General features: G+C 28.9%; 20 protein-coding genes and 1 tRNA gene. 7 read left to right on the top strand and 14 right to left on the bottom strand.

The genetic code is table 11. The annotated features are described in order from the left end of the window. On the top strand, positions 1–1958 hold a 1958-nt coding region (locus LRB30_RS04220; protein ID WP_231019749.1), incomplete at its 5' end, for a DNA translocase FtsK. 35 nt (positions 1959–1993) lie between these two features. Here the strand turns inward: LRB30_RS04220 and rpsU are convergent. From rpsU to recJ, 3 genes are read right to left on the bottom strand one after another with little or no spacing between them, the layout of a single operon-like run. After that, on the bottom strand, positions 1994–2203 hold the full coding sequence (gene rpsU / locus LRB30_RS04215; protein ID WP_002656880.1) for a 30S ribosomal protein S21: 210 nt from the start codon (positions 2201–2203) through the stop codon (positions 1994–1996). 14 nt (positions 2204–2217) lie between these two features. Beyond that, positions 2218–3162, bottom strand: a complete 945-nt coding sequence (locus tag LRB30_RS04210) for a M23 family metallopeptidase (RefSeq protein WP_231019747.1) — start codon at positions 3160–3162, stop codon at positions 2218–2220. Next, complete coding sequence (recJ, locus tag LRB30_RS04205; RefSeq protein WP_231013616.1) at positions 3155–5281, bottom strand: single-stranded-DNA-specific exonuclease RecJ; 2127 nt, start codon at positions 5279–5281, stop codon at positions 3155–3157. Before recJ ends, LRB30_RS04210 begins: the two co-directional genes overlap by 8 nt. Before the next feature lie 275 nt (positions 5282–5556). Between recJ and lon the strand changes: the two genes are divergently transcribed. Then, positions 5557–7977 (top strand): endopeptidase La, encoded by a 2421-nt coding sequence (lon, locus tag LRB30_RS04200; protein ID WP_231013617.1) that lies wholly within the window; start codon positions 5557–5559, stop codon positions 7975–7977. On the opposite strand, the gene LRB30_RS04195 is transcribed toward lon, so the two are convergent. The 7 genes from LRB30_RS04195 to rdgB all read right to left on the bottom strand — a co-directional run bounded on the left by LRB30_RS04195 (position 7966) and on the right by rdgB (position 16828). Beyond that, on the bottom strand, positions 7966–10263 hold the full coding sequence (locus LRB30_RS04195) for an efflux RND transporter permease subunit (RefSeq protein ID WP_231019744.1): 2298 nt from the start codon (positions 10261–10263) through the stop codon (positions 7966–7968). The two genes, lon and LRB30_RS04195, sit on opposite strands and share 12 nt — an antisense overlap. A 14-nt stretch (positions 10264–10277) precedes the next feature. After that, entirely contained in the window at positions 10278–12800 is a 2523-nt protein-coding gene (leuS, locus tag LRB30_RS04190) for a leucine--tRNA ligase (RefSeq protein ID WP_231019742.1), read from the bottom strand. A 97-nt stretch (positions 12801–12897) separates the two neighbouring features. Continuing rightward, positions 12898–12981, bottom strand: a tRNA-Leu gene (locus tag LRB30_RS04185). A 20-nt stretch (positions 12982–13001) separates the two neighbouring features. Continuing rightward, on the bottom strand, positions 13002–13616 hold the full coding sequence (locus LRB30_RS04180) for a DedA family protein (protein WP_231013620.1): 615 nt from the start codon (positions 13614–13616) through the stop codon (positions 13002–13004). After that, positions 13613–14317: a phosphatidylcholine synthase gene (gene pcsA / locus LRB30_RS04175; RefSeq protein ID WP_231013621.1), complete on the bottom strand. Its 705-nt coding sequence runs from the start codon at positions 14315–14317 to the stop codon at positions 13613–13615. The genes LRB30_RS04180 and pcsA overlap by 4 nt, the downstream gene beginning before the upstream one ends. Positions 14318–14330: 13 nt before the next feature. Then, positions 14331–16103: an oligoendopeptidase F gene (gene pepF, locus LRB30_RS04170; RefSeq protein ID WP_231013622.1), complete on the bottom strand. Its 1773-nt coding sequence runs from the start codon at positions 16101–16103 to the stop codon at positions 14331–14333. A 119-nt stretch (positions 16104–16222) separates the two neighbouring features. Next, the gene (gene rdgB, locus LRB30_RS04165; RefSeq protein WP_231019740.1) at positions 16223–16828 is read right to left on the bottom strand and encodes an RdgB/HAM1 family non-canonical purine NTP pyrophosphatase; all 606 of its coding nucleotides are present in this window, start codon (positions 16826–16828) and stop codon (positions 16223–16225) included. Positions 16829–17022: 194 nt separating this feature from the next. Between rdgB and LRB30_RS04160 the strand changes: the two genes are divergently transcribed. From LRB30_RS04160 to LRB30_RS04150, 3 genes are read left to right on the top strand one after another with little or no spacing between them, the layout of a single operon-like run. Further along, on the top strand, positions 17023–18048 hold the full coding sequence (locus LRB30_RS04160) for a M23 family metallopeptidase (protein ID WP_231013624.1): 1026 nt from the start codon (positions 17023–17025) through the stop codon (positions 18046–18048). Further along, on the top strand, positions 18049–18603 hold the full coding sequence (locus tag LRB30_RS04155; protein ID WP_231013625.1) for a bactofilin family protein: 555 nt from the start codon (positions 18049–18051) through the stop codon (positions 18601–18603). Further along, positions 18590–19084, top strand: coding sequence for a YaaR family protein (locus LRB30_RS04150; protein WP_231013626.1), 495 nt, complete (start codon positions 18590–18592; stop codon positions 19082–19084). The genes LRB30_RS04155 and LRB30_RS04150 overlap by 14 nt, the downstream gene beginning before the upstream one ends. A gap of 96 nt (positions 19085–19180) precedes the next feature. Here the strand turns inward: LRB30_RS04150 and LRB30_RS04145 are convergent, their stop codons facing one another. From LRB30_RS04145 to LRB30_RS04135, 3 genes are all read right to left on the bottom strand, one after another. Further along, complete coding sequence (locus tag LRB30_RS04145) at positions 19181–20764, bottom strand: glycerol-3-phosphate dehydrogenase/oxidase (protein ID WP_231019737.1); 1584 nt, start codon at positions 20762–20764, stop codon at positions 19181–19183. Between the two features lie 269 nt (positions 20765–21033). Continuing rightward, on the bottom strand, positions 21034–22539 hold the full coding sequence (gene glpK, locus LRB30_RS04140) for a glycerol kinase GlpK (RefSeq protein WP_231019736.1): 1506 nt from the start codon (positions 22537–22539) through the stop codon (positions 21034–21036). 41 nt (positions 22540–22580) lie between these two features. Continuing rightward, on the bottom strand, positions 22581–23345 hold the full coding sequence (locus LRB30_RS04135) for an MIP/aquaporin family protein (RefSeq protein ID WP_231013629.1): 765 nt from the start codon (positions 23343–23345) through the stop codon (positions 22581–22583). A gap of 410 nt (positions 23346–23755) precedes the next feature. Between LRB30_RS04135 and LRB30_RS04130 the strand changes: the two genes are divergently transcribed. Together LRB30_RS04130 and LRB30_RS04125 are read left to right on the top strand one after the other, a co-directional pair. Next, complete coding sequence (locus LRB30_RS04130; RefSeq protein ID WP_231013630.1) at positions 23756–24358, top strand: deoxynucleoside kinase; 603 nt, start codon at positions 23756–23758, stop codon at positions 24356–24358. A gap of 63 nt (positions 24359–24421) precedes the next feature. After that, positions 24422–25198 (top strand): hypothetical protein, encoded by a 777-nt coding sequence (locus LRB30_RS04125; RefSeq protein ID WP_231019733.1) that lies wholly within the window; start codon positions 24422–24424, stop codon positions 25196–25198. Here LRB30_RS04125 and lnt read toward each other — a convergent pair. Further along, entirely contained in the window at positions 25138–26703 is a 1566-nt protein-coding gene (gene lnt / locus LRB30_RS04120; RefSeq protein ID WP_231013632.1) for an apolipoprotein N-acyltransferase, read from the bottom strand. The two genes, LRB30_RS04125 and lnt, sit on opposite strands and share 61 nt — an antisense overlap. Positions 26704–26821 lie beyond the last annotated feature (118 nt).

The raw sequence follows: 26821 nt of genomic DNA, 5'->3' as shown, positions 1-26821 counted from the left end.
ACTTAAATTATGTCCTTTTCAAGGATGTTAATTTTATTTTAGATACTTTTAAATTTTTAGAGTTTAAGATTAAAATTTTGTTTGAAAACATATTAAGTTATTTTCCCTTTTCAAATTCATTGGATATAAAAAAAGATATTAAAGTTTATGGAGATCCTGTAGATGATCCTAAAGATTCTCAAGTTTTTGATGAGAAGAAGAATATTATTAATGATGAAGAATATCAAGCTTTATGGTCATTTAGTGCTTTTTTAAGAAACAATAAAAAACCTTCCAATATTAATTTAGACAAAACTGTTTTTGAAGGCTCAGATCTCGAAGAAGAAAGTCCTTTAAATAAGGATGCTTTAAATGAAAATGCTTTAAATTCAGATGAAAATGCAGATGAAATTGATGCGTCTTGTGAGTATAAATATTTAGACAATCTTGAGGATAATAAGTTAATTATTAGCGGGAAGGTTAAAGCCTGTGATATAAGGGCTAAGGGCATAATTAGTCAAGTTGCTATTCCTCATGTTTATAGCGAAAATGTAGCTTTGAATAAAAAAAGCGATTCTTACGTTATTGATATTTCAGTTTTTGATCAGAAAGAGATTAAAAATGATGTAGAGGATATTGAATATGATAAAGAAATTCAAAAGCAATCAACTATTCTCCAGGAGACATTAAAAGAGTTTAATATTAATGCCAAATTAATTGATATTATTAAAGGCCCTGTTGTTACAATGTATGCTGTTTGTCCTGATAAGGGAATTAAGCTTTCTAAGATTACTTCTATTTCTGATAATATTGCCTTAAGGCTTGCTGCTATTAGGGTTAGGATTATTGCTCCAATTCCTGGCAGAGAAGCTGTAGGAATTGAAATTCCTAATAAAAGGCGTGAGTTTATTTTGATTTCAGAGATAATAGACAGCAAGGAATTCAGAGGTGATTTTAGAATTCCTTTTGCCCTTGGAAAGGAGATTAGTGGTGAAAATATTGTTTTTGACCTTGTTAATTCTCCGCATTTATTAATAGCTGGCGCAACTGGGGCAGGTAAATCTGTTTGTGTGAACTCTTTAATTGCTTCAATTATTTTTTCAAAATCTCCAGATGAAGTGAAATTGATTATGATAGATCCCAAAATAGTTGAGCTTAAACTTTTCAATGATATTCCCCATTTATTAACTCCAGTTATTACAGATGTAAAAAGAGCTTTAGAGGCTCTTAGATGGTGTCTTGATGAAATGGAGAGAAGGTATGTCCTTCTTGATAATTTATTGGTAAGAGATATTTCTTCTTATAATAAAAAAATAAAAGATGAAAATTTAAATTTAATGATTTTACCATACCTTGTAATAATTATTGATGAATTTGCAGATCTTATTCTTTCTGCAAGAAAAGATTTGGAAAATTTAATTTCTAGACTTGCTGCAATGGCTAGAGCTGTGGGAATTCATTTGGTTCTTGCAACCCAAAGACCTTCGGTTGACGTTATTACGGGGGTAATAAAAGCCAATTTTCCTTCTAGGATTTCTTTCATGGTAGCCAGCTCTATGGATTCAAGAATAATTCTTGGATCTTCTGGGGCTGAAAAGCTTTTGGGAAAGGGGGATATGCTTTATATTAGTTCTTTAAATCCTTTTCCACAAAGAATTCAGGGTGGATTTTTAAAAGAAAGAGAAGTTTACAGGCTTGTTGAAGAGGTTAAAAAATTTGGTTCTCCAAATTATATTGATGATGAAATATTTATTGATAGTGTAAAAGAGCCAGATTTAGTTGCTCTTGGACCTTCTGATGAACCAATGTTTGATGAGGCTCTTGAGATTGTTAAAGCCACAAGAAAAGCCTCAGCATCTTATCTGCAAAGAAGGTTGAAGATAGGTTACAATAGAGCAGCCAGAATTATTGAAATCATGGAAGATATGGGATATGTAGGCCCTGTTAATGGATCAAAACCAAGAGAGGTATTGATTTAAAATAAAGAGATATCCATTTGAACATCTCTTGCGATCTATCTATTAGTTTTTTGTTTTAATTTTCTTACTTTTTTTGCCTGTTTTCTTTTAAAAGCTTTTTCCTTTTTTACACGTATTGTGGATGGTTTTTCATAGTACTCTCTTCTTTTCCATTCGCGAATAATTGCTTCTTTTTCAATCATTCTTTTAAAACGTTTTAATGCTTTTTCAAGATTTTCATTTTTGTCCACAGTGACTGTTACCAAAAAATCACCTCCTTTTATTCTATTCTTTTAATATTATTTATTATTTTATTTTTGTCAATAAGCATGCCATTTAAAAGAAAATCTGGGTTTATTGCTATACCATTAATTCTTACTTCGAAGTGTAAATGAGGGCCTGTTGAAAGACCTGTATTTCCAGTATGTCCAATATATTCTCCAGCACTAACTATTTTATTTTCACTTATTCCCAATTTTGAGAGGTGAAGATAAATTGTAAATACTCCCGGTAAATGTTGTATTATAAGGGTATTGCCCGTTAGCTCTCTATTTTTTGCAAACACAACTTTTCCTTTACCAGCAGCAAAAATTGGAGTATTTTCTTTTTTAAATGGAGCATAATCAATCCCATTGTGCATTGTATAATTTGAAATTTTTTTGCCATCTTGCATGTAAAGCCTCAAATCTCCATATTGGCTTGTTACAATGTATTGATCTTTTATTGGTTTAACTAAAGTATCATAGTGATATATTGTTGTGTCTCCAGTATTGCCAATAATATTCCACAAAACCAAAGCTTGTTCTTTTTGTTTTGTTGATTTTTTTTGGGTTATAAGCTTGGCTTTTTCTTTATTAAAACTAATTTTTGTTCTTTTGAAGTTAAATTTTTTTATTTCTATTTCTTTGATGTAGCTTTTATTTTTGAATTCTATTTGAATTTTTCTTTTGCCCTCTTTTATCATTGGTGTAATTCCTATGAATGCTATATAGTAAGTTTTGCTTCCTACTGTAAATTTAAGCGGAGAAGAGCTTATGATTGGATTTTTACTTGTGCTTAAAAGTGATAAACTTTTAAAGATTTGATTACTTGCAAAGTATATGTAATCTCCTTGAAATGCCTCTTTTTTATATTGAACTTTGGGGATAGTATCTATTATTTCTGAATTTATATTTTCTATTCCTAGAATACACAATACAAGTAAGGCTTTTTGTATTCTATACATTGATTTGAGCACTCTTTTTTATGTCTATGATTTTCAAAATTTTTTCTCTAGGATAATAAAAATCTTCATTAACTGTAAAAATGATGTCTAAATATTGATCTTCTTTTATGTCCAATTCTTCTATTTTTTTTGTTCCGTTAAAAAAAATAGCTTTATAGTAATCGTTTTGTGATTTAATTCGCATATTTATATGTTTTGAGCTATGATTTTTGTCAATTATTTTGAGTTCTTGAAGGTAGACGTTTTCCATCATTAATACCGGCTCTCTAAATTCATAGCCATAAGGTTCAAATATTTCTATTGTTTTGAAAAGAGAATCTTTTGTTAAATTCTTTGGAAGAATAGCATCTATTAGTATTGATTCGTTTTCATCAGTAGTTTCATATTCAACTTTTGTAGTTGCATATTCTAATTCTTTAATAAAGTCTTCGAGTAAATTTTCATGCAGTGTAAATCCAGCTGCAGCTTTATGTCCTCCTGAATTTATTACTAAATGGGGAGGTATTATTGATATTAGTGTTTTTGAATTGATTTTATTGTTTGATCTAATTGATCCTTTAATAATATTATCTTGCTTTGTTAAAAAAATAGCAACTTTTTGGTAGTAAGAAGAAAGTCTAGTTGCAATTCTAGAACTTATTCCTTTTGGAGTATTTTTATCATAGCAAACTATGAATTTATCGTTTTTAAAAATGGTATTTTTATTATGCGAATTCCAAGCTTTTTCTTCTTTGTATTTTCTCAGTTCGTTGATTTCTTTTATTTCTTTAAATTTGTTCTCTATTTGATTAATATCGTTAGTTAGTAAAAAATTTATTGCAATATCTGCTTTTTCAAGCCTTCCTGTTGAGTTTAGTATTGGTGCAATTTTATATGCAATATCCATTGAAGTTATATTTGGTTTTGTTAATATGTTTGCATCTTTTAATAGATAATTAATAGACATTCTCTCTCTTAGGGCAATTTCTTTAAGCCCTACTTTTAGGATTATTCTGTTTTCATTAATAATGGGCATATTGTCTGCTATTGTTCCTATTGCAACAAAACTAAGTCTTTTTAGGCATTTTTGGAGCAAGTTTTTATTAGTTTCAAAAATTATGTTGTAAAATATGTAGTAAAGCTTGTCTTTAATTTCAACTTCTTTATATTTGAAATATTTAGTTGCTTGGATTAAGTCTGTTAATGTTTTTTTTCTAAAATTTGGATATTTTTTTATAAAATTTTCACTAATATCAATTGTGTTTATGTTTATGTTTCTTGCTAAGTGTTTATTTAATAATTGATCTTGATCTTCTTTATTAAAGATTGCTATGTATTTGTTTTGTACAAATTTTTCTAGTTTGTTTGAGTTAATTAAGGGATCATTTTTATTATTTAATCTTAGATATTGTTTTAGAATATAGTTGTTTATTTCTATTGCATGAAGAATAATTTCATTTTTTGTTTTTTCTAAAAATAAAAATACAAGGTTTTTAGAATAAAGGTCTGTAAAGGACATGCTAAGTGCAAGGCAAGTTTTAAAGCTTACACAACAGCCTGCTATTTCTTTGAATGGATATTTGTCATCTTTTAGGTGAGGATTTATAACTATGCTTTCAGTTTTAAAATCTTCGCTTGGAAGATGGTGGTCTGTTATTATTATTTCTATTCCTTTTGAATTTGCATAGTTTATTTCTTCAATGCTAGAAATACCATTATCAACAGTTATGATTAAAGAGATTTTTTTTTCTAAAGCCATATTGATTAATTCGTTTGAAAGTCCATAAAATTCTCCATTTGAAGGTATTTTGTAGCTCACATTAAGTCCAAAATCTTTAAGAGTTTCATACATTATTATTGTTGCTGTGATTCCATCAGCATCTTTATCTCCAAAGATTAATGTGTTTTCATTATTTTTTATTGCTTTATTAATTCTTTTTATAAATTTATCTATATTTTTCAATAAAAATGGGTTGTGTAATAAATTGACGCTGTCTTCAAGGAAAAACATGAAATCTTCTTCTTTGATTTCTCTTTTTATAAGTAAACTTGCCTGAAAGGTATTGATATTGTATTGCTTAGCAACGCGAGTTAATTCTTGGGTTTGTATATTAGTTTCTTTTTGTTTCCAAATTTTCATTTACTTCTCTAGAATTTATTTTTAATCGATTTTTCAAGGATTATTCTTTACTAACTTCACCATGGATTAATTAATTTTAAGTAGTAGTCATTATGTTTGTTGTTGAATGGTATATTCTTAGCGGATTGTGATTTTTATCATAATCCAAATTTATAGGCATAATTTTAATTGTTAAAATTCTCATTTTATTATTTTATAATAAAAAAAATTATTATTAAATGAATTTTCATAAAATATTTGTTTTGTTATAATTAGCTCAGGAGATTTCAAATTTTATGGATGAATCTAAAAAAGCTAGGTCAGTAGATAAAAAAAAAGAAAAAGCCATAGCTGGGATTTTGCCTCATTCTAATAAACCTGCAAGGGTGCCTTTAATATCGGTTCCTTCTCACCCAGTTTTTCCAGGGATGTTTATTCCGATTGTTCTAATTTCTGATTCTGATATGAAAGCAATCGATTATGCTATGAAAGGCAATGGGATCATTGCCTTGTTTGTTTTGAATGATAAATTTTTAGAAAAAAACAACAATAATGCTCAACAGAAATTAATTATTGATTATAGTAAAGATATTTATTCTGTTGGAGTTACTGGAAAGATAATAAAAAAAATTAATCTTCCAGATGGTGGTTACAATATATTTGTTTCAACTTTTGATAGGATTAAATTTGTTAAAGTTGTTCTTAATGACAAGTTTCCCATAATTGAGATTGACTATTTAAAGCAAATTCCAGTTAGAAAAGATGATATTCAATCAAAGGCGGTTTACAGTAGTATTTTGCTTAGAACCAAAGAAATATTTGCACATAGGAAAATGCCGGAAGTTCAATTAAATATGGTTAATATTGAGGATAAGGGAAAACTATGTGATATTGTGGCCAGCACTATTTCATCTTCAAAAAATGATCATCAAATAGTTCTTGAAACTTTGAATGTAAAAGATAGACTTAAAAAAGTTTTAGAACTGATTTATGAAGAGCTTAATTTAATTGAAATTCAAAATAAAATTACTAAGGGGATTCAAGAGAGATTAGAGAAACAGCAAAAAGAATTTTTTTTAAAAGAACAGCTTAAGGCTATTAAAGCTGAACTTGGAATAGGAGATAAAAAAAGTAGCGATTTAGAAAAGCTTAAAACTAAGCTAAAGGCTTTAGAGTTAAAGGGAGAGCCTTTGGAGGTAGTTGAAAAAGAGCTAGAAAAATTTTCACTTCTTGAGACAAGTTCGGCTGAATATATTGTTGTTAGAAATTATCTTGAACTTATTACTGAGCTTCCTTGGCGAGATTTGAAAATTAATTTTGATAAATTAGATTTGCAAAAATCTAAAAAAATTTTAGATAAAACTCATTATGGAATGAACGAAGTTAAGGATAGAATTATTGAATATATTTCTGTTCTTAAATTAAGAAAGACCCAAAAGGGGGCTATTATTCTTTTGGTGGGACCCCCTGGTGTGGGTAAAACTTCTATTGGGGCCGCTATTGCAAAGGTTTTGCGTACTAAGTTTTTCAGATTTTCTGTTGGCGGAATGCGCGACGAGTCAGAGATTAAGGGACACAGAAGAACCTATGTTGGTGCTTTGCCTGGAAAAATTATTCAGGGTTTAAGAATTACTAAGACAAATTCCCCTGTTTTTTTAATTGATGAGGTAGATAAGATTTCTGCTTCAAGTTATGGAGATCCTTTTTCAGTTCTTCTTGAAGTTTTAGATCCTGAACAGAATGTTAGATTTAGAGATCATTATCTTGATCTTCCTTTTGATATTTCGAATGTATTTTTTATTTTAACTGCTAATTCTGTTGAAACAATTCCAAGACCTTTATTAAATAGAATGGAGATTATTGAAATTTCTGGATATGTTGATAACGAAAAAATAGAAATTGCAAGAAAGTATCTAATTCCCAAAGTTTTAAGTGAAAACGGAGTTGATAAAGATTCTTTAAAATTTCAAAGTTCTTCTCTTGTTCAAATTGCTCAAGAGTATGCAAGAGATAATGGGGTGAGAAATTTTGAAAAATATTTAAACAAAATTGTAAGGAAGGTTGCTAGAAAGCTTATTGAGAATACTGAGGTTAAATCTTATCAAATTTCCAATGACAATCTAGAAGAATATGTTGGTGTGCCTGTTTTTAGAAAGGAAAGCATGTCTAATGCTATGTATTCAGGAATGGTAATGGGTCTTGCTTGGACAAATTATGGAGGTTCAACTTTAATGATTGAAACTGTAAAGACAGAGTCCAAGGTGGGTGGAATTAAATTGACAGGTAGACTTGGTGATGTTATGAAAGAATCTGCTAATATTGCCTATACTTATGTTAATAGTATTAAGGAAGAATTAAGTATTAGTAAATCTTTTTTTGAAAAAAATATTATTCATTTACATATTCCAGAAGGAGCTACCCCAAAAGATGGACCTTCTGCAGGAATTACAATAGCTAGTGCTTTTATATCTCTTGCTCTTAATAAGGTTGTTAGACCTCATTTGGCTATGACAGGAGAACTTTCTCTTACTGGGAATGTAATGATGATAGGAGGCCTTAGGGAAAAAATAATTGCAGCAAAGCGCAGTGGTGTGGAGCACATTATTGTTCCTAAGGCAAATAGAGTGGATTTAGAAGAGATTCCTATTAATATTAAGAGTGGTATTAATTTTTATCTTGTAGATAATATGCGCGAGGTCATTAAATTATTGTTTTAATTTTTTAACATTGTTGTTTGAGACTAATTTTACTCTAGGTTTAAATAAATGAATTAATAATGGAAGAAGGGTTAGCGATGCAAGAGATGTTGTTAGCATTGTAAACGCAATTATTGCTCCAAGAGTTGATATTATTTTATAAGACGAAAATGTTAGTGTTAAAAATCCTATTCCAACAGAAATGGAATTTGCAAATATTCCATTAAAAACGCTGGGTATTGATTCAAGAAGTGCAGTTTTGTAGATTTGATTTTTTTTGTATTGTAAAATAAACGTATTGAAAAAATGAATTGAATAATCTACTCCCACTCCCATGCTTACAGATGCAATTGTTGCTGTTGCAGGGTTTAAAGTTATGCCAAATAATCTCATTATAGCAAAGTTTAAAAACACTGACCATGCTACTGGGATTGCAATAATTATTCCGGTTTTTATAGATTTGAAGAAAAACATAAGTAGTAGTGTTATTGATCCAAGAGTTGTTATAATGTTCATAACCTGTTCTTTTACCATTGTTTTAGCTATTAATACCTTATCATAAACTCCTGAGAAATGATATTTATTATTTCTCATATATTCATTAATTGTTTTAATAGCATATTTTTCAAATTTTTTTATTCCTTCGGTTGAGTTGTCTTCAATTCTTACTATAATAGATATTAACGACCAATCATCATTAATGTACATTTTTTTATTTTCTTTAGTCCAATCACCTCTATCTACCAAATTTATTAGTTTGTTTAGTATAATTTTGTTTTCAGGCAGTTTATACTCTAGTGGCGATTCTTTTTTAATTTTAAAATTTGTAAATTTTAAAATTCCATTAATAGAACTAGATTGAGTTTTTGTAGAAAATGCATCAAGTTTGTCTGTAATTAAGTCTAATGTTTGCATTGCTTTAGCATTTTTGAATTCACCGGGGTTGCCTTCAATTTCTATTTTGAAAATCGATATTCCCCCCATCTCTTTTTGCATTAGATTTAGTGTTTTTTTTACACTTGTGCTTTCTTTAAAGTAATCTTTTTCATCAAAATTGATTTCTATTTTTAAAAGACCTACAACAGAAATTCCCAGTATAATAAGTACCATTATAGAGGATGTATATTTTCTTTTTAATATAGATTTTGTTGTTTGTGTGTTTAGTTTGGCAAGCTTTTCAAGGAAAAATATTTTATTTGCTTTATTTTCTTTTTCAAAAGACCTTTTTTTTGTAAATGGGATTAATGTTATTATTCCAGGTAAAACGGTTAATGAGATTATCATTGAGATAATTACTCCAATTGACATGAAAATTCCCATTGTTTTGTATGCATTAATTGAAGAGGTTGTAAGAGATAAAAATCCAAATGCAGTGGTAAGAGATGTGAGCAAGATGGGCGTTTTAAGTTTTTTAATTGTTGCTTTTATGGATTCTTTTGAGAGCTGTTCTTTTTTTATTAATTTAAATATTTCATTTATTATGTGCACAGCATTGGCACATCCTATTGAAATAAGTAAAACAATCATTGAAGTTTCTGGCACTGTAATAGGGGATTGTACAAGCCCTTTAATTCCAAAAGTCCAAATCAATGATAATAATGCAATAAAAATAGGAATTAATGCGCCAATTAGATTTTTTATAATAAGATAAAGTAAAATTATTACTACAAAAGTAGCAAGAGGTCCTAAGATCTTAAAGTCTTCAACCATATAATTTAATATTTTTTCTCTTACTATTAAATCCCCCGTAAGATACAACTTTAAGTCGTCTGTTTCATATTTTTTAATTGTTTTCTCCATTTCATCAAGTTCAGTTTTTAAATTTCTACTGAAGTTGATTTGGTCACTCTCTGATGGAATTATTATGAAGTATATTAAATTTTCTGAGTTGCCTAAGAATGTGTTTTTTACAAATGGAGTTGACTTTATTTTGTTTTTTATTTCTTCTATATCTTTATCCGTGTAGATTTCTTTTTTAAATTGTGGAAAATAAGAAAATATGCTTGTAACAGCATTTGGAGATACTTTTAAAATTTTGGTTATTTCATTGATTACGCTGTTTATTGTTTCAAAATTTTTTTTATTGAAAATATTTTTTTTATCTTGAAATATTACTATTGTAGATAAAAGTGAATTACTTTTGTCAATGTCTATTAAGCTTTCAGTTTCTTTGGTCTTGGGTATAAGTTTTAAGATGTTTGCATCGAATTTAAGATTTTTTAAAAAAAATCCTAAAAAAATAGTAATTAAGATAAATATTGTGAATATAGTTCCTTTATGTTTAATGCTTAGACCTTCAAAATCCATATCATGCCTCTTTTTTACTTTATCACTATGTTGACAAGCTTGTTTTTAATTACAATTATTTTTACTATTTTTTTATTTAATAAGTTTGATTTTATTTTGCTATTTCCCATTGCTATTTCTTTTAGTTCTTTTTCGCCTGTCTCTTTGTTTAGTAAAATTTTGTCTTTTATTTTTCCATTTATTTGTAAGACAATTTCTTTTTTATCTTTAATAATAAGGCTTTCATCGAATTTTGGCCATTTTGAATTTTTGAATAAACTGGGAAGCTCTCCAATATATTCCCATAACTCTTCTGCTAAATGGGGTGCATAGGGAGATAAAATAATGATAAACGGTTTAAATATGTTTAAATAATTTTTTTCATACTTTAGAAGTTCATTTATAAATATCATCATGGCGGAGATTGCTGTGTTAAAATTTAGTTTTTCTGTGTCTTCTGTGACTTTTTTTATTACTTTATGTAGTTCAGATATTATTTCCTTTGGGGGATTCTCTTTTGATAGTTCTTTTTCTCTTAAGTTCCAAATTTTGTTTAAAAATCGAAAAACACCAATAATGCCTTTAGTGTTCCAAGGCTTAGAATCTGTTAGTGGTCCCATAAACATTTCATAAATTCTCATTGAGTCTGCTCCAAATTCCTTAATGATGTCGTCTGGGTTTATTACATTTTTTAAAGATTTTGACATTTTGGCAATTACTTGTGTTACTTCTTTGTTATCTTTTTTGTCAAAAAATTTATTGTCTTTTTCTATAACTTGGTCATTGGGTATTAAAATCCCATTTTCTTTTTGATAAGAAAATGACGTTATTATGCCTTGATTTATTAATTTTTTAAAAGGTTCTTTGGTATTTACGTATCCTAGATCATAAAGAACCTTGTGCCAAAACCTTGAGTAAAGCAGGTGTAATACTGTATGTTCGGCTCCCCCTATGTATAGGTCAACTGGCATCCAATATTCAATTTTTTTTTTATTTGCAAACTCTTTTGGGTTTTTAGGGTCTAGGTACCTTAAATAATACCAACAAGAGCCTGCCCATTGAGGCATTGTGTTTGTTTCTCTTGTAAAACCCATATCTTTTACGTTTATCCAATCTTTAATTCTTGACAAAGGAGATTCGCCTGTTCCAGAGGGTTTATAGTTTGCAATTTCTGGGAGTCTTAAGGGGAGGTCATTTTCCTCTAAAGGTATTGTATTTCCAAGCTTATCAAACAAAATGGGTATAGGCTCTCCCCAGTATCTTTGTCTTGAAAAAATCCAATCTCTAAGCTTGTAGGTAACTTTTTCTTTCCCTTTTTTGTTTTTAGTAAGCCATTTTATTACTTTGTCTTTTACTTCAGAATTTTTAAGATTATTAAATTCATTAGGAGAATTTATTGAAATTCCATCATCAATAAATGCTTTTTCTAATATTTCATTTTTTCCTGATTTTGATATCACAGGTAAAATTTTTAATTGATACTTTTTAGCAAATTGAAAGTCTCTTTCATCATGAGCTGGAACACCCATTACAGCTCCAGTCCCGTAAGTTCCTAGCACGTAGCTTCCAACCCAAATTGGAATTTTTTCATTTGTTATTGGATGAAATGCGTAAGATCCTGTAAAAATTCCCGATTTATCTTTTTCAAGAGAGGCTCTACTAAGATCGCTTTTGAGTTCTTCCTGCTTTACATATTTTAATACATCTTTTTTAAAGTTGTTTTTTGTTATTTTTTCTATTAGTTTATTTTCTGGTGCGATTACTAAATATGTTATGCCAAAAATTGTGTCTGGTCTTGTTGTAAAGACTTTGATTTTATCGTTGTGGCCTTCAATTTCGAAGTCAATTTCAACTCCTATTGATTTGCCAATCCAATTTCGTTGCATTTCTTTTACAGATTCAGGCCATTCCAATTCTTCAAGGTCGCCTAACAATCTTTCAGCATACTTTGTAATTTTTAAAACCCACTGTCTTAAATATTTTTTTTCTACGTTGTAAAATCCTCTCTCAGATTTTGGTCCATCTGAAGTTTGAATAATCTCTTCATTTGCCAGTACCGTTCCAAGCTCGTGGCAGTACCATACAGGCATTTCTTTTACATAGGCCAGCCCTTTTTTATATAATTGCAGGAAAATCCACTGAGTCCATTTATAGTAATTCTCCTCATGTGTTCTAATTTCTCGATCCCAATCATAGGCAAACCCTAAAGCTTTTATTTGTTTTTTAAACTTATTAATATTTTCTTCTGTACTTTTTTGAGGGTGAGTTCCTGTTTGTATTGCGTAATTTTCAGCAGGAAGTCCAAAGCTATCAAATCCTATTGGGTGAAGTACATGAAATCCATTCAAAAGCTTGTATCTTCCAAATATGTCAGTGGCTGTGTATCCTTCTGGATGGCCAACATGAAGTCCGTTGGCAGAAGGATAGGGAAACATGTCAAGTATATATAATCTTTTTTCCTTGGGAATGTTTGGGTCTTCTTCTACTTTGTATGTTTTGTCATTATCCCAAAATTCTTGCCATTTTTTTTCAATTTTTATGAATTCGTATTTAGACATTTATCCTCTTGAAAATAACTCATAACAACTTATTCTCTAATATCCTTTTATATCGCATTTTTGTCAATTTTATTTAATAATATGCTAACAATTTTGATGCTGTGAACTGGACTTGAACCAGCACGGGCTTACGCCCACTAGCCCCTCAAGCTAGCGTGTCTACCACTTCCACCACCACAGCACTATTAACCATTATATTTTTTATTTTAAATTTTTGTCAACTTTTTTATTTTTTTTAATTACGTAAATTATTATTGTTGTTGCTATTACAGTAATAAATATTGCAAATATAATTATTTTTATTTTTGAAAATATTATTTCAAATGATTGGCCTAGTTTAAAGCTTAGAGTAAAATAAACGATTATTGAGAGCAAAGTTGCAAAAAAGTCAGAAACAATAAATAGATTAGATTCCATATTTCCCATTCCCGCTGATATAAATATTGCGTTTCTAACTCCAAAGGGTATAAACCTTCCTATAAATAAAGTTAATACTCCGTATTGACCATAATAGTAATTTATTTTGTCAAGCAAGTTATTATTTTTTTTGTTTTTAAATAATTTATTCCCCATTAATTTTCCAATGTAAAAAGATATTATGTCTCCAAGATAGGCTCCCCAAAAAATTCCTAAAAATATTAATACAGTATATTCATTTTTTCGACTAGATAAAATTCCGCCCATTAGTACTATTGCATCTTCAGAAATAGGAACATTAAGTCCTGCTAAAATTAGTAAAGAAAAAAATACTATTGGGGAATAAGCTATGTTTGAATCAATATATTCTATTATTGTGTTTATATACATTTTTGTCATCTATTTTTTGTTTTATAAGTTAAATATATGCTTGCTAAGGTTAAATATGCAAAGTAAAGAATAAGAACTGTTTTTGCCATTTTTAACGCTGATGTGGACAGCTCTGAAAATATTGATACAACAAATATTAGGCAACTTATTATTGTTACTGGTATGGTAATTTTCCTTAATTCTTTGGTTTTTGATGGGTAAATAAATTTTATTGGAATAAAGCTTGCTATAATGCATATTGACATTGTAATAAGATTTGTTATTTGTTCCATTTTAAAGATTATGTTTAATATTACAAAGAGATTCCATAGGGAAGGAAATCCCCTAAAGTAGTTGTCATCTGTTTTTGCATCTGTTCTTGAGAATTGGTATGCTGACGAGAGTAAAATTCCGATGCAAATGGCGACTTTATATTTTTTTTCAATAAATTCTCCTAAATAAAAAAATATAACAGGTATGAATGTATAGTTTATATAGTCTGTAATATTATCAAGTAGAGTGCCATCAATTTCAGGTATTAATTCTTTAACTTTAAGTTTTCTTGCCATAGTTCCATCAATTCCGTCTATTATAAGTCCTATTACTGTTAACTTTAAAAGAAGAGAATAATTGCCATTTACAATTGAAATTATTGAGTATAATCCTACAATCAAGCCAGATGCTGTAAAAATATGTACAAGCCAAGCTAAAATCAAATTGATATTTTTCACAGTAAATCTCCTTTTATTGGAATATTTTCTTTATCTCTTCAAGTCTACATTGAAAAATGTTAATAGTGTTTTCTATTGTTGCTTTTTTTGTTAAATCTACTCCAGTAATATTTAAGGAATCTAGTGGATATTTAGAACCACCGGTTTTTAAAAATTTTATATAATTTTCTACTGCATCTTTTTTATTTTCTTTAATGTCTTTGTATATTGAAAGAGCAGCTGCAATGCCTGTCGCATATTGGTACACATAAAAGGGTGAATAAAAGTGGGGGATTCTAAGGCATTCAAGGGGACTTAATTCATCAAATTTTAGGCTAGATCCAAAGTATTTTTTTAGCAAATTCATATAAGTTTCTGTTAGTGTTTCTTTTACTACGGGTTCTTCTTTACTAATCATTTCATGAATAATGTACTCAAATTCAGCAAACATTGTTTGTCTAAAGAATGTTGAAATTATGTCGTCAATTTGTGTGAGTTTTATATATTTTATTTTGTTAGTATCGGTTTCGTTTTTAAGCAAATATTCTGCTAATATTTGTTCGTTTATTATTGATGCTATTTCTGCTTCAAAAATGGAATAATTATAGTGTGGGAATGGGTTGTTTTTTATGCTAAAGTAAGAGTGCATTGAATGTCCTGCTTCATGTGCAAGCGTAAACATATCTCTTATTGATTCGTCTTTGTAATTAAGAAGTATATAAGGTTTTCCGTTGTATGATCCAGCACTAAAAGCTCCTGATCTTTTTCCAGTATTTTCGTATTTATCAACCCATCTTTCTTTTAAAAGACCATTTCTTAAGATTTTTGTATATTCATTTCCTAGTACCTCTAAAGATTTTAATATCTTTTCACAAGCTTCTTCAAACGAATTTTTAAATGTTATTCCTTTTGTTAATGGTACGTAAACATCGTAGTGATATAGATATTCTTGGTTTAAAACTTTTTTTCTAAACTCATAATAGTCATTAAGCACAGATAAATTTTTATTGACAGTTTCGATTAAATTTGTATAAACTTTTTTATCAATATTGTTTGAAAAGAGCTGCATTGAAAAAGTATTTTGAAACTTTCTTGTTTTTGCAATAAAGTGACTTTTCTTAAAGTCTGAGATAATAAGATTAGCAAGCGTATTTTCATTATTTTTGTATTTTTGATAAAATCTTAAGAAAGCTTCTTTTCGTATTTTTTGATTTTCGTTTTGTAGAAATAGTGTGTAGGTAGAATTGGTTAAAGGGTGTCCATTAATTTCTCCAAATTCCATATCAGCATTTGTTAATGCTGAGAATATCTTTTGATAAGATGAGTAAAGAGGTGTATACTTAGCAAGTATTTTTTCTTCTTGTTCACTTAAAATATGGCTTTTTTCTCTTAGTATTTTTTCAATTGCAATTTTTTTATCCTTAAGTTCAGGATCATTTGTCCAAGCTTGAATTTTTTTTTCGTCTGTTTTTAGTATTTTGGGCATGAAGTATGCGGTAGCATTAGCTACTTTTGTAGCTAAATTGACACATATAGAATATATTTTATTTGAATTTTTATTGGTTACATCTGTTTCTAATTGAAGCATTGCATAATAAGAGACTTTCTCTAAATTTTCCATGATTTCGTAGTATTTATTTAAAATTTCTTTAAACAAATTAAAATTTAATTCCAGTTTTTCATATTTTTTAAATTCTTTGATTTTAATTTCAATAGCATTGATTGCTTTTGTATATTCTTTTTCATTTTCAAATAGAAAAGATAAATCCCATTTATCGTTTTCATTGATTTCATTTCTATTTATCACTAAATTCTCCTATTCCTTTTTTATTGTTTGAAAAGAAATAATAAGTTAAAATTTTATAAACATTGTGCTTTTTATTTTACAATAAAGTCTAAACTTTATACATTAAAAAGCCTTTAAGTTTAACTGTTGAATAAAGATTCTAATAAAAATTTTTTAAATTTTAAAAATGCTATTCCTCTATGGGATATTTTGTTTTTTTCTTCAAGAGTGAGGTCGCTAAACTTTTTATTATTTCTAGTTAAAAATATTGAATCATATCCAAATCCATAGTTTTTATCGCCATTTAAACTTAAGGCAATTTGTCCTTTAATAATTCCTTCAAAATTTAATATTTGTCCATTTGTTGATATATAGCTTATGTTACATATAAAATATGCTTTTCTGTTTTTTTCCTTTTTCATTAAGTCTAAAATTAGTTGATTTTTTTCATTAGTGCTTAATTTTTTACACACCTTATAAGTGTCATATCTTTTAGAGTAAATTCCAGGTTCCAAGTTTAGTGCCTCAATGCATAACCCAGAATCTTCTCCGAAAACATTTTGATTTTTATTTAAAATTTCAAACAGTGCTTTTGCTTTAAGCAAAGAGTTTTCTTTAAATGTTTTTCCTGTTTCTTTTATGTTAAAGTTTTGAGGGACTATTAAGTTTAAATTGGGGATATCTAATATATTTTTTACTTCATTTATTTTATTTTCATTTGTTGTTGAAAAAAATAGTGTTTTCATCTATATAATAATAAAGTATTTATGAGTTTAATTGTACAATTATATTGGTTTTAAGTATTATTCTCTTTAATTTTGTGCATTTGTTACGTATTTGTGTACCAGGGTTTTATTGAAAAATTTGGATTTTTGTCTAAGGTATTAAAATAAATTTTTAATTTTTTGTTTGAGCATGGTAATTTTTGGTAAGGTTTGTTATGAAGAAAAGAATTAAATTTAAGATTATTTTGGGTTTTAAAGGAATTTTAAAGTTTTTTTTAGCTATTTATAATTCTTTGTTTATGGCCCTTAAAGTTATACATTCTTTTTTTAAGCAAAATATTAGTTTTATTGTTATTCCTCATGTTAAAGGGAATGTAAAAAATATTAAAATTTCTTTTTTGACTCTATTTTTCTTTTCTATTTTTTTTTTAGGTGGTTTTATAGGGTTTGTTTTGCTTGCTGTTAATTATGTTACTCTCTCATCCATTGTTAAGTCTACAGAAAAAAATTACTCTTTAGCAGAATCTGAGATTGAAGATTTTAGAAATACAGTTGTAGAAATTAATTCTGTTGCAAAAAATTTTTCTAAAGTTTTAGATGAGCTTAAAACTTCTTTAAAAATCAATTCCAATGGTGTTGATTTAAATAAAAATAAACTAGATGGAGATCTTTCTGATTTTATTGATTTGCAAATTTTAGAAGCTAATTCAATAAAAGAGCTTAGCGATCTTAAAAATATTAAAAGCAAAATTGAAAGTTCAATTCCTCCTCTTAAAAGCATAGTTAAGGTCTTGCACGCTCAAGATAAGCTTTTAAATGATATTCCGTCTCTTTGGCCTCTTGCGGGTGGATCTGGAATTATTACCTTACATTTTGGGCCTGCCATTGAACCTTTTACTAGGCAATGGTATATTCACAAGGGCATAGATCTTGGGGGAGTTAGAATTGGAACTCCTATTGTTGCAACTGCTGATGGGGAGGTTGTTAGGGCAAGTTATCAGTCAGCAGGCTATGGCAATTTTGTTCAAATTAAGCATAAATACGGACTTGCAACCCTTTATGCGCATATGTCGCGTCTTAATACTTCTAAAGGGTCTTATGTTAAAAAGGGGCAGATAATTGGATTTATGGGGCAGACAGGTTATGCAACAGGGCCACATGTTCATTATGAGGTTCGTGTAGGTTCTCAAGTTATTAATCCCGATATGTATTTGAATTTAGCAACAGGGGCTTCAAAATAGATGTTAAATTTTTTGACTTTAAAAAAAGAAAGAAAAGCCCCTTCTTTGTTTATTTTTGATGAAATAAAAACAATAGTGGGTGTTGGTGATTTTTTTAAAGGAGACTTGGTTTCAAACAATTTTATTCGTCTTGATGGTGATTTTATAGGCACTATTAGCTCTACTAAAAGAGTAATTATTGGAGAGAGTGGTAGGGTTAAATCTAGTATTGATGCTAATGAACTTGTTATTTCTGGAATGGTTGTGGGCAATATTTATGCTAAAAGCAAGATTAAAATATTTGCATCAGGATGTGTTATTGGAAATATTTCTTGTAAGTCAATTGAAGTTGAAGAGGGCGCTATTATTGATGGGTATATGGATATTGGTGCTGAATATCTTAGAGCTCCTGAAAGAAATACATTTTTTTATACTGGTTCTTACAAGGTCAATGAAGATCTTTTAATTGAAATCAATAAAGCGCATCAAGAAGATAAAAAATCTTTTCAACTTTTAGAAGGTAAAGATGATAAATATTTTTCAAGTATTGTGAACAAAATAGATGAAAGTAAATAATTTGATTGCTGGGGCATTAAATCTCAATTCAAAAAATTATAAAAAAAGTGGCAAAAAGGTATCTTTTGATAAGAATAATCCATTTTCTTCGGTGTTTCAGACTGAAAGCGTTAAAGAGGATAAGCATTTTATTTTGCTTGAAAATGGAGAATTTAATCTTGATTTAATTAAAAGTATGTTAGATGGAATAAATGAGACTGGCGAGAGACTTTTGAGCGAGCCTTCCAGACAAAATGTGATTTTTTATAAAAAAGTTATTTCAGAGTTTATATCCATTATCATATCATCTTCTGTTTGTTTGAAAGAGCAAAAAGGGGGAAGTTTTGGAGACCCCAAGCGTCCCAAGTATAGAATTATTAAGATTATTAATGATAAGTTGGACAAACTTGCCTATTCTGTTTTACAAAATCAAATGACTCAAATTAAACTTTTAGATAGTATTGAAGAGATTCAGGGCTTGCTTGTGAATTTGCTAATGTGAGTTGGGTTTAAAGGCTTTTTAATGTTTTAATTTTTAATATTAAAGAAAGGGATTGTTAAACAATCCCTTTCTTTAATATTAAAAATTAAATTAATTTTAAATTAAATATTTTTTACTTATTTCTAAAAAGGTTTTTATTTGATCATTTTTCCACTCTTCAGATTTATTTAATTTTTTCATCATTATTTCAGCAATTTTTGGAGCAGCCTCAATTGTAGCTTGGGGATTTAAAGGTAGTGATCTTGTTCTTCTTGCTAAAACATCCTCAATAGTTTTAGCTTGTTCAAATTTAATTGAAAAATCTATTTGAGCTTCATTTAAATCCAAGTTATCGTGTATTTTTTTGTCAAAACCTTCCATATTTTTTAGAATTTCAAAGTCGCTGCCATAAGCTCTAAAAGGTTCAGGAATTTTCATTGCCTCTTCTTTTTTAAGATAACCGTGCAACTTTAAATCTTCTGTAACTGGTGCACAATCTGGTATTAAATTTTGTTCTATGGCCTTAAGTAAGGTTTTTTCTGCCATTTTTCTATATGTAGTATATTTACCCCCCGCTATTGTAATAAGATTTGAATCCGATATAAATATTTTTTCATTTCTTGAGATTTTTGAAGTGTTTCCTTTAGCTTTTGGATCCATTATTAATGGTCTTATTCCGGTATATACACTTTTCACGTCTGACTTTTCTATTTTTATATTTAAATAGTTATTTAAATTATTTATTATAAAGTCAATCTCTTCGTCAAATCTTTTAGGTTCTTCTTCTATTTCTTTTATTGGAATGTCGGTGCTTCCGCAAACAACACTGCCATACCAAGGAATAGCGAATAAAATCCTATTATCACTGGTTTTAGGTATTAATATTGCATTATTTTGGGGAAATTTGTCTTTTTTGACTATTAAATGGCTACCTTGGGAAGGTTTGATTATGTTTAAGGCTTTTTCATCATCTAACCTTCTTATTTCATCTGAAAATATTCCCGTTGCGTTTATTATGCATTTGCTTTTTAATGAAATTTGTTCTTTTGACAATTTATTTTGTATGAGAACTCCCGAAAGCTTTCCGTTTTCTTTGTTAAATTTTTTAAGTTCTGTGTAGTTAAGGGCAATGCCTCCTTTTTCGGTAAAAGTTCTTAACAATGTTATTACCATTCTAGCATCATCGAATGAATTGTCGTAATATAGAACAGAGCATTTAAGGCCTTCTGTTTTAATATTGGGAGCTTTTTCAATGGTAGATGCTTTGGATAATAATTTAGTTTTGTATTTGGTAGTTTTTTCTTTACCCATAAGGTTGTGGTAATAACTTAATCCAAAATAATAATAAGGTATTTCTAAGGAATTATAAATAGGGGTGATAAGCGCACATTCATTAATTAAATGAGGTGCATTTTTTTCAAGAATGGCTTTTTCGTGCAAAGCTTCTTTAACTAAAGAAATATTCCATTGGGCTAAATATCTTACTCCACCGTGAATTAATTTGCTTGATCTAGAGGAAGTTCCTTTTGCGTAATCAAATTTTTCTATAAGTATTGCTTTATATCCCCTTGTAATTGCATCTACCGCAATTCCAAGGCCTGTTGCGCCTCCTCCAATTATTATAAGATCAAATTCTTGATTTTCAAGATCTTTTAATTTTGTTTCTTTGTTATTATTCATGAAATTTAAATATTCCTCCATTTTGGTTAATTTCTTTTCTTTTTAGTTAAATACTAGATTTAATAAATTCGAAAAGACCATTTGTTTTAATTTTATTGAATAGCGCTATAGATCAATTGCACTGGTGAATTTTTCAATTTTTTGTGATTTTCCTTTAGATTAAATATATTATTAATCATTTTTTGTATTGCTCCAATGATATTGTTTTGCTTTTAAAAAATTAAATAAATTATGCATAATTTTGTTCCCAGTGTATTTTTGTTATAATCTTAAAGCTCTGTTTTGAACTTTTATAGATTATTAGAATTCTGTATCCATGATTTTGCTTTTTCAATTGCTTTGTTCCAATTCCCAAGAAGCATTTCTTTTTGATTTTTTGGCATTGAAGGTTCAAATATCTTATCTACTTGCCAAAGACTTACTATTTCTTCGGCGCTTTGCCAATAACCTGTTGCAAGCCCCGCAAGATAAGCAGCGCCAAGAGCGGTTGTTTCTGTTATTTTTGGTCTTACAACTTTGCATTCCAAAAGGTCAGCTTGAAATTGCATTAATAGATTGTTTTGACTTGCTCCTCCGTCTACTCTTAATTCTTGAATTTCAAAGTTGGGAACGGATTTTTTCATGATATTTAGTATATCAAAACTTTGAAATGCGATGCTCTCAAGAGCGGCTCTTGTAATGTGAGCTTTTGTTGAGCCTCTTGTTATTCCAATGATTGTTCCTCTTGCATAAGAATCCCAGTGAGGTGCACCAAGCCCAACAAATGCTGGCACAAAATAAACTCCACCATTATCTAAGACAGAGCTTGCCAATGCTTCTGCATCTGAGCTTTTTCTGAAAAATTCAAGACCGTCTCTTAGCCATTGGATTACAGCCCCGCCAATAAAAACACTTCCTTCAAGAACATAAGTTACAGATTTTTTTCTTCCCCATGCAATTGAGGTTAAAAGCTTGTCATGGCTAATGATTGGTTCTTTTCCTATATTGACTGTTAAAAAGCAACCAGTTCCATAAGTATTTTTTGCCATACCTTTTTTAAGGCAGGCTTGTCCAAATGTTGCTGCAAATTGATCTCCAGCAATCCCTGCAATAGGAATTGCTGCTCCAAATAGTGCTTTGTCTGTTTTGCCATATATTGCAGAACTTTCTTTAAGTTCAGGCAAAATTGCTTTTGGGATATTTAATATGCTTAAAAGCTCATCATCCCACTTTAATGTTTTAATATTTAGTAATAATGTTCTTGAAGCATTAGAGTAATCGGTTGCATGTTCTTTTTTTTGAGTCAGATTCCACAATATCCATGTATCTATTGTTCCAAAGCACAATTCGCCATTTTCAGCTTTTTGTCTGGCGCCTTCTACATTATCCAAAATCCACATTATTTTTGTTCCACTAAAATAAGAATCTAACACCAAGCCTGTTTTTTCCAAAATAATTTTGTCTTTTCCTTCTTTTTTTAATTGGTCACAAATTTTTGCAGTTCTTCTGTCTTGCCATACTATTGCATTATAAATGGGTTTTCCTGTATTTTTTTCCCATATGACCGTAGTTTCTCTTTGATTGGTTATTCCAATAGCATCAACTTCATTTGGCAAGATTCTTGCATTTGCCATAGCTTCTGTTATAACTCCAAGCTGTGAGCCCCATATTTCTGTAGGATCATGTTCCACCCAACTTGGTTGTGGATAAATTTGAGTAAATTCTTTTTGAGCAAACCCTTTTATGTTTGCATTTTTATCAAATACCATTGCTCTCGAGCTAGTAGTACCTTGATCAATAGATAAAATGTATTTCATAATTTTTCCTCTTTTCTTTAATAAGATAAATATCTTTTCTTTTAGTCTTTGTTATTTTTTAGTGTAAATTCGTAAATTGTAGCTCCCAAAATTGCTCCAATTATTGGGCCAATTATTGGTACAATAAATATACTTAGGTTGTTAAATCCATGATTTTTAAATCCAGCAAATAAGAGTAAAATTCTTGGTCCCAGGTCCCTTGCAGGATTAATAGCATAACCGTTCATTCCCCCAAAACTTATTCCTATTGATAAAACCACTGCTCCCACAATAAATGGAATAAATGGATTGTCGCTATGTTGTTTTGTAAAATCTCCAACAACAGAAATTAAAAACATTAACAAAAAGGTTCCAAAAATTTGATCAATAAATCCAGGCAAAAATCCAGGAATAGCGGGGAAAGTTGCCATTATTCCTTGAGTATTTTCAAGTCCAGGATCCATTTCTATCCATTTAGGATAAAATACGACAAGTGTCATTAATGCACCTGTAAAAGCTCCTAATATTTGCGCCACAATGTAATGTAAAAGTTTTGAAACGGGAAATTTTCCAACACTTGCCAATCCTATGCTAACAGCCGGGTTTAGATGTGCTCCACTTATTCTTGCTGCCGTATAAATACCAAACGTTACACCCAGTCCCCATCCAAATACTATATTTGTATATCCCCCTTTTATTATTTCTCCTGGTATTTCAGGACTTGAGGAAAATAATACTGTCATTGCAACAGATCCTGTTCCTAGTGCCAATAGGATGAATGTTCCCAAAAATTCCGATATAAATTCTTGGAATTTTGTATAATTCATAATTACATCTCCTTATCTTTATAACAATTTTATTCTTTCTTAAGAAGTTTTAATTTTTGATTTTTGAATCCGAATATATTTAATTTTTTAATTAAATTTTATTTTGTTTTTTGCAAGATAGTCAAGATTTTTTATACTTTAGCTTTTTTTTATTAAAAATAATTAATTTTTTTAATAAAAGCTTTATTAAAATTATATTTATTATCTTATTTTTAATTAAGATTAATGTCAATAATTTAAGAATTTTAATTTTTTAATTCTGAATTTCTTTTCTAAAATTTGTTTAAGGATTTTTTATTTTATATTAGAATTTTTACATTGGATTTTTTGATTAATGAAGTTTTATTCTTTAGCAATTCTTTTTTTAGCTTATATTTGAATTTATTTAAGTTATTTTGGAGGTAGACTTGGTGATTGTAATAGAAGGTTTAATTGGAGTAGGAAAGACTACTCTTGGAAATATTTTATCAAAAGAGCTAGAAGTTCCTTTTTACAGTGAACTTAACAATGATTTTACTTTGGCTGTATTAGACAAATTTTATAAGGATAAATCCAGATGGGCATTTCCAGTTCAAATTAATTTTCTTAACGAGAGGTTTAAATTAATAAAAGGCATATTTAGAACAAAAGGGGGCATACTAGACAGATCTATTTATGGCGATTGCGTGTTTGCGTCTCTTTTAAATTGTGATGGGCATATTTCTGATGAGGAGTATAAAATATATATTGATCTTCTTGATAATATGCTTGAGCATTCTCAGCGACCAAGTTTGCTTGTTTATCTTGATTGTAGTATTGATGAGGTTGAGCGCAGAATTAAAAATAGAAATAGAAGCTTTGAAATGAATATTCCCAGGGATTATCTTGAGGGTCTTAATAGAAAATATTTAAAGTGGTATGATGAATATAGCTTGTCGTCAAAAATAAAATTTTCTTACGATAATATAAATATTTTTAGTGAAGAAGATAAGAATAAAGTGATTTCTTTAATTAGAGATAAACTTGTATTATAATTATTTATAGTAGATTGACATTCTTTTGTTTTATTTTAAGGCTGAGTGTTAATGGAGGTTCTTATGAGAAGATTATTTCTTCTGTATATTTTATGTTCTTTTGTTTTTTTGAATTTGTTTGCTCAAGGCGGCGGTTCTTCTTATATTGATAAGCAAAAAGAGCTTGCTATTTTTTATTATGAGGTTGGCCAAAGATATATAAACGTTGGTAAAATTAAAAAGGGAAAACTTTTTCAAGCAAAAGCTTTAAAGATTTATCCAGATTTGAAAAAGGGAGTTGATATCAAGCTTGCAGTTAAAGAGCTTGATGCTAGGATTAAGGATGACAATTCCAAGGTTGTTGTTATGCTTGAGGATGTTAAGCTTGAGGAGATACCTGGAATAGTGCACGAAAAAATAGAAATCAATGATTTTACAAATGCTCCTAAAATAGAATATATTGCTCAAAGAGAGAGAAGCAAAAATCAAGATAAAATTATTAAGTTTCAATTTGGAAAGTTTGCAAGAGCTTTAATTTCTAGAAACTTTGATTTGTTTGATTCTGTTATTGCGGATAAAATTAATGTTATGGGTCAATTTGAATCAAAAGATGCTTTTATATCAACTTTATCAAAGGCTTCATCTAAGGCCGATGCTGATGAATTAGAGTATTTATCAGTTGATGATTATTACGATTTAAAATCTTTGAAAATTTCAAAATCCAACGACACTTCTTTTGCTGTTAATGTGAATGCCAAAAAAAATGATGTTACTAAAAATTTTCCATTTTGGAAAGAACGTCAGACCTTAATTTTTACTACAAGGGATGATAATAATTGGTTTTTATCTTCCATAAATTGAAATCTTAGTGTTGTGATTAAAAACATCATTACTAAGATATGTATAAACAAGTCTCCAATTTTTTCATAAATGGTTGTAAATGTTGGGGACAGTTTTACGGTTGATAATAAATATCCTTTTTTAAAAGTTTCTAATTTTTTAATGCTTTCTCCGTATTCATTGATGACCGCAGTAATTCCCGAATTTGTAGCTCTAATAGTTTTGATTCCATTTTCAATGCTTCTAAATTTGGCCACAACAAAGTGTTGCCACTCTGCTGAATTTGTTTTTGACCAGGAGTCGTTTGAAAAATTTAACAATGTATTAGCACCTTGGGTTTTATAAAACCTTGAAAGTTCTGGAAATGCATCGTCATAACATATTAAGGGAGCAAATTTAAACTTTTTCAATTTTAATATTTCAATTTTTTTTCCTTCAATTTGTCCTAAAATTCTAAAATTTTCTAAAAAAAAGTTTCTTACAAATTCATATTCATAAAATGGAATTTTTTCTGCAAAAGGGACTAAGAATATTTTAGAGTATATGTTTGCAATGTTAAGGTCTGGCTCTATCATATAAATAGAATTTTGTTGAATTCTTATAGTTTTGTTTACATTTGAAGGAGCCCCAATGGCAAATGGGATTTTTCGTTCTTTTATAAAATTTTTAAGTTCGTTGTGCAAATCAGAACTTTTAAAGTAATGATCTTCTTTGTTAAAAGGGTAGGTTAGTACCCCTTCGCTCCAGATTACAAATTCTATTTTTGGATTTTTTTTTAAGGCTTGTTCTGTAATTTCAATAGAGTCCCTTATTCCTTTTTTGTCATTTCCTGGTAACCATGGATCAGTGTTGAGCTGAATAGCTGCAATGTTTAGACTGTCTATTTCTGTTGTTAATAAGTTTTTTAGCTCCGTTTTTTTAAGCATTCCATAAGCAAAAGATGTTGTTATTAGTAATGTTGGTAATATTATGTTTAGCAAATTTGTTTTGTTTTTTTGGATTAGAAAGTATGCAATTCCCGAGTTTAAAAAGTAGATGGCAAATGATACAAAAAATACACCAAAAATGTCTGCTACTTGAAGTAAATTATTGAAATTATTTACGGTGAAAGCTGCAAGCCCCCAGGGATATGCTAAAAATCCAATTGATCTTGAGTAATCATAAAATGTAAAAAGCATTGCTATGCTCATCGTTTTATTTTTAAAGCTTTTTAAAGAGTAATAAAGGAAATAGCCCAAAGTTAATGAATATGGAATGTACCCTATTACCACCCCAATGAGCGTAATCCATCCAAATGCATGAAAAAATCCAAGCCAAAAATTTTGCAGGCTGTTGGCTATTATAAAGTAAAATACTGTCAGCCCTACTAATGTTTTTTTATCTTCTAGTTTGTTTAAGGCTATAAAAAGTGGCACATAGGCAACAAATCCCAGGATTGAATATCCGGTTTCTTTAATTTCATTTGGAATTGCAAGTGTTGTAAGAATTCCTGAAAATGCAGCTAAGCAAAAGCATCTAGTTTTCATTTTTACCCTTTTTTACTTTTTTACTATATATTAGTAGCATAATGGTGTAATATATTTAACATTATCATTAATAATTTTATATGATAGTATTTATTTTTTTGTACTATTTTTTGAAAAA

This window comes from Borreliella americana, assembly GCF_021043605.1.
Lineage (GTDB): Bacteria > Spirochaetota > Spirochaetia > Borreliales > Borreliaceae > Borreliella > Borreliella americana.
This window is presented reverse-complemented; position numbering and strand designations above follow the sequence as displayed.